This window comes from Luteimonas lutimaris (genome assembly GCF_039537065.1).
GTDB lineage: Bacteria > Pseudomonadota > Gammaproteobacteria > Xanthomonadales > Xanthomonadaceae > Luteimonas > Luteimonas lutimaris.
Genome location: NZ_BAAAZU010000022.1, coordinates 1 through 4,653, shown reverse-complemented (window position 1 = coordinate 4,653; position 4,653 = coordinate 1). Strand labels below are relative to the sequence as shown.

5 protein-coding genes are annotated in these 4,653 nt (G+C 57.8%); all 5 read left to right on the top strand.

From position 1 onward, the window contains the following. The first annotated feature begins 28 nt into the window (after positions 1-28). The 5 genes from ABD679_RS11325 (at position 29) to ABD679_RS11310 (ending at position 4,079) form a co-directional block, all read left to right on the top strand. Positions 29-253: a DUF4262 domain-containing protein gene (locus tag ABD679_RS11325; RefSeq protein ID WP_344760094.1), complete on the top strand. Its 225-nt coding sequence runs from the start codon at positions 29-31 to the stop codon at positions 251-253. A gap of 58 nt (positions 254-311) precedes the next feature. Continuing rightward, positions 312-758, top strand: coding sequence for a type II toxin-antitoxin system RatA family toxin (locus ABD679_RS15640; RefSeq protein ID WP_425561891.1), 447 nt, complete (start codon positions 312-314; stop codon positions 756-758). A 167-nt stretch (positions 759-925) separates the two neighbouring features. Next, positions 926-1,402, top strand: coding sequence for a VOC family protein (locus tag ABD679_RS11320; RefSeq protein ID WP_344760093.1), 477 nt, complete (start codon positions 926-928; stop codon positions 1,400-1,402). Positions 1,403-1,536: 134 nt separating this feature from the next. Beyond that, the gene (locus ABD679_RS11315) at positions 1,537-1,890 is read left to right on the top strand and encodes a hypothetical protein (RefSeq protein ID WP_344760092.1); all 354 of its coding nucleotides are present in this window, start codon (positions 1,537-1,539) and stop codon (positions 1,888-1,890) included. Between the two features lie 1,508 nt (positions 1,891-3,398). Next, positions 3,399-4,079, top strand: coding sequence for a hypothetical protein (locus ABD679_RS11310; RefSeq protein ID WP_344760091.1), 681 nt, complete (start codon positions 3,399-3,401; stop codon positions 4,077-4,079). Positions 4,080-4,653 lie beyond the last annotated feature (574 nt).

Below are 4,653 nucleotides of genomic sequence, written 5' to 3'. Positions count from 1 at the left end.
TCCGATACGAGGAAAGGCTTCCTCAGCAGTGAACCCCATCGCCGGTTACACAAAAATCTGTACACCCTCAGTTCCACTCACGGAATACCGTGACAATGTTGGCTACTGCCGCTGGTATTACCAGGGCAACGGCTTTCCGCTTTACCAGATAGTGTGGCCTTCACGGTCCGGCCTGTTTCCGTGGCATCCTGACGCCACATCGGAGTTCAGGGCTACCCAACCAGTCATTGCGGGTGCGTCGGGTGGCACCTAACAATTCATTCAAGCCGACGCCGCTTCGCGGCGCGGCTTAATTCCGGCGTTAGGCCCCAGTGCGCATCACCTCGTCAGCCGTAGTAGCTAGGCCCGCCAATGACCTCTTTGCGTTGTCCCAAGACTACAGACGCCGGCTCGAGTGGGACACGTATCTGAGCGAAGCCTTTCTGGTGGGGCAAGCCGACTCGGCTGCGGTGGGCGTAGAGTCCTACTGCAAGAGCCGGTCGGGAGCGGTCATGGTCTCGACGTATATCTCCTACTCACCACCCACGCACGCGGCCGTTGAAATGGTTAGTGGCCCACGGATCCTTCGGCGCTTTTCTGGCACGTGGCGCTTCCGGCAACTGGGCCCGGCGGCCTCGGAAGTCAAGTTCATCTACAACTTCGAGCTGCGCCCGAGGCTGATCGCTTGGGCATTCCAACCACTGGTGGGCGCGCTGTACCGGCGGAGCATGGATCGTCGCCTACAGGCCTTCAAAGCGTGGGCGGAAAATGGTGCTTGAGCTCCACGCTTACGGGGCTCGCGTTCACTGCTGTCCCCTGCGGCTAGACTTTTTCGGTCCGCATCGAGGGCACTTGTCGGCTAGGCGGCTGGGGCCTAACAATTCGTCCAAGCCGACGCCGCTTCGCGGCGCGGCTTAACTCAGGTGTTAGACGCCAAGGAGACATCATGACAGTCAAGCGTATGGACAACGTCGGCATCGTGGTGGAAGACCTCGATGCCGCCGTTGAGTTCTTCACCGAGCTCGGCCTCACCCTCGAAGGTCGCATGCCCATCGAAGGCGAATGGGCCGGCCGCGTCACTGGAGTGCGCGACCAGCGCGTCGAGATTGCCATGATGCGCACCCCAGACGGGCATAGTCGCCTAGAGCTCTCCCGCTTCGACGCCCCCGCTATCGCGTCCGATCACCGCACAGCCCCCGTAAACTCGTTGGGGTACCTGCGCGTCATGTTCGCCGTCGAGGACATCGACGACACCCTCGCCCGGCTCAGCAAGCTCGGTGCGACAGTGGTCGATGAAGTCGTCAACTACAAAGACATCTACCGGCTCTGCTACATCCGGGGTCCTGAAGGAATTCTCATCGGGATCGCCCAACAGCTCGGGGAGCAGACCTCCCGAGAGAATCCCATGGAGCGCAAACGTTGAGACCCAGGCGTTGGCGTCTAACAATTCGTTCAAGCCGAACTTGCTTCGTTCCACCAAAGCCATGGCAGAAAAAGCTTGCCATGGCTTTGGCTCCACTACGCAAGTCGGCTTAACTCAGGCGTTAGGGCGCAGCAATGAACTATCTCGCGAGACTTATAGCTGTTCTATCAGTCGCCTGCGTCTCAGGCTGCTCGGCAGCAGAGCAAAGTGACTCCGTCTATCGTGGAGAGTACTTCTACAACTTCGAGTACAAGTACCTAGATCCGGAGGGCCTTGATGAGGAATGGTGCATTGATGGGGATATGGCCAAGGCAGAATTGCCAGCTGTAGAACCAACAGGCCCATGGGGGTTCACGGATGTTGTCGTTCGCGGCAAACTTGGCCCAAAGGGAAAGTACGGAAATCTTGGGGTTTGTGAGCGGGTGCTCACCGTTACGGAGTTGCTTGAGGCAAGCAACATGCGGCGAGCAGACCGGGCAGCGCCCTAACAATTCGTTCAAGCCGAACTTGCTTCGTTACACCAACAACACGGCAGGAAAAGCTTGCCATGTTGTTGGCTCCACTACGCAAGTCGGCTTAACTCAGGTGTTAGGCCCCATTGGAAAAAACATGGCAATCGTGATGTCCCTTCTGGTTGCTATCGCTGTGTTGCTTGCGTTCATTGCTTACGTAAGGGCCACGCGATTCTTCTCTACGCTCCTTGCCGTGCAACCTGATGCTCTCGACAAGTATCAGTCTGGGCCGGGGATTCCTTCCTACGGCCCCATCGCTCCAGCTAGGTTCCGCTACCTTAATGCCAAGCAATTCGCTTCCTTGCAGGATCTCAAGCTTCGGCACCAAGGGTCTCAGGCATACTTCGCGCTAATGGCGTATGCCGTATCCTTCGTTTCTCTGCTTGTTGGAGCCTTGATTTGGACCTCGCAAGGTGGGGCCTAACAATTCGTTCAACCCGAACCCCCTTCGTTCCACCAACCATATGGCAGGTGGAGCTTGCCATGTGGTTGGCTCCACTACGCAGGTCGGGTTAACTCAGGTGTTAGGCGCCACAACAGCCATGACCGACCTTTGGGGCCCAATTTCGGCAAGTGAGTGGCACAGCACGCCATGCATCACGGGCCGCCCAGCCACTGAGGCAGACGTTGCGGCCGGCTCTGCCGTGTTCTACGTTCCCGGCGACTCTGCTGCAGCTCCAATGAGCCTGCCTTGCTGCGCTAGCCAGTTGCTCGAGGACGGCTCCGAGCAACCCGTCGTCATTGTCCAGGCAGAACTCGCACCTCATGGCACCATCTTAGGTGTGCGCCCATTGTCCGGCGGCAACGGTGTATGCATGGCCACAGAGGTTCGCTTACTCCCCTCCGGTTTTGGGGCGCTCGGTGGCGCCTAACAATGCGTTCAAGCCGAAATTGCATCGCTACGCCAGCCACATGGCAGAAAAAGCTTGCCATGTGTCCGGCTACGCGCTGCAATTCGGCTTAACTTGAGCGTTAGGCCCCATGAAGCACATATCGGTAATTTTGTTGCTCGTGTCCCTGGGGTACATTCCGTGCGCCTCTGCTAATTCGCCATGCATTGAGCCACCCGTTATCTATTCGTTGCAACATTCGGATGCAGTCGTCGTGGGTACCGTAGCCGCAGTTTCTGTGCGGCGTTCCGGAGAGTACTGGCGGCAGACAATTCTGTGGCACGTCAATGAAAGTTGGAAAGGACCGCACTACAAGGGCAGCACGTTTACTACTCGCACCAATCTTCCGGAGCCAAATACAGCCAAAGTGGGCCAAGCGTATCTCTTGTATCTGCGCGGGAAAGAGCCGTATGAGTGGCAAACGTGCTCAGAGCGCGGCGGCCTTCTCCAAGACTCACTCCAAGATGTGCATAAGCTCTATCAAGAGTTTGAGAGGGTGCGTAAGCTGGGGCCTAACAATTCATTCAAGCCGAACCCGCTTCGCGGGTCGGCTTAATTCAGGTGTTAGGCGCCTCTGAGAGCAGGTTTCAAGCTGTGAGATTCATTCTTCGCACATTGGTGCTGCTGTCGGTGCTTCTGGTGTCGGCATGCGTGCAGCAGACTCGCACTACGCTAGAGGTGGACGGCGGCCGTCTCTTTCTCCTCGGCACGTTTGACCATGGGACGTACAAGGCTGTATTAGACACGCTCGACGCACATCCAGAGGTCGATACACTTGTGTTTACGGCAAACGGCGGCTCCGTTGACGACGAGTGCACGCTCGACCTCGGCCGTGAAATTCGGCGTCGTGGGATTAACACCCACTTGATAGAGGGCGGCGTCCTCGCTTCTGGCGGCGTCAGTCTCTTCCTGGCGGGATCTGAACGCACAGCAGAAGCAACACCGCTGCTCGGCGTTCATTCTTGGCAACACTGCTCTCAGTCTGGCGAACAACCAGCGACTTGTAGAGACGCAAGCGACTATCCTGCGAACGATGAGCAGCACCTTCTTCACAAGCGTTATATTTCAGAGATGCTCGGCAGCGATGCGTTCTACTGGCATTCTATTCGTGCTGCTCCATCCAACTCTATTCATTGGCTTACAGACTCTGAGCTTGAGGCATTCGGTCTATCTCGCCCATCCGGTGATACCGTCTCTCTGCCAGCCAGCCTGCACGCCGAGTTCCTGAAAGAACTGGAAGGCGTCTGCGGTGAGTGTACGCGGGACGGCGCCTAACGATTCATTCAAGCCGACACCGCTTCGCGGCGCGGCTTAACTCTGGTGTTAGGCCGCTATGGAACCCTCTCGTGTACTGACAGCCAAGGAGTTACAGGAGGGGCTGGCTGCAGCAGTCGATTGGCGGCGCTTCTGGATTCGGCACGGGATCAAGCTCGCGGCGCTAATGGGCGGGGGCGGCCTAGTGATTCTTGCTGCCGGCTACCTGGTCCAAGGGCGTGTGTCGCTTTGGGCTTTTCTCATCCCAGTCGGACTGGTGGCGACTGTTCTACCGTCCTCCATCAGGGAGACGCGTCACTTCTCACAGTTGGCACGGGAGTTCCGAGCAGCGGAGGAGCGGGCGTTGACTGGCGGAGTGGTGCATGCTGCAGACATTCCCTCGCTCAATCGTCGGCCAGCGGCCTAACAATGCGTTCAAGCCGAACCCGCTTCGTTCCGCGCCCCACATGGCAGAAAGAGCTTGCCATGTGGTTCGCTCCACTGCGCGGGTCGGCTTAACTTAGGTGTTAGGCCCCACAGACGTTCTGATCTAGCTTGTGACAGGTGAAACACGTTATGTGGAAAGCGCTGCATG

Bases quoted from the DNA above. Each gene is read 5' to 3' on its own strand.
- ABD679_RS11320 (WP_344760093.1), top strand. From the start codon at position 926: ATGACAGTCAAGCGTATGGACAACGTCGGCATCGTGGTGGAAGACCTC.
- ABD679_RS11315 (WP_344760092.1), top strand. From the start codon at position 1,537: ATGAACTATCTCGCGAGACTTATAGCTGTTCTATCAGTCGCCTGCGTC.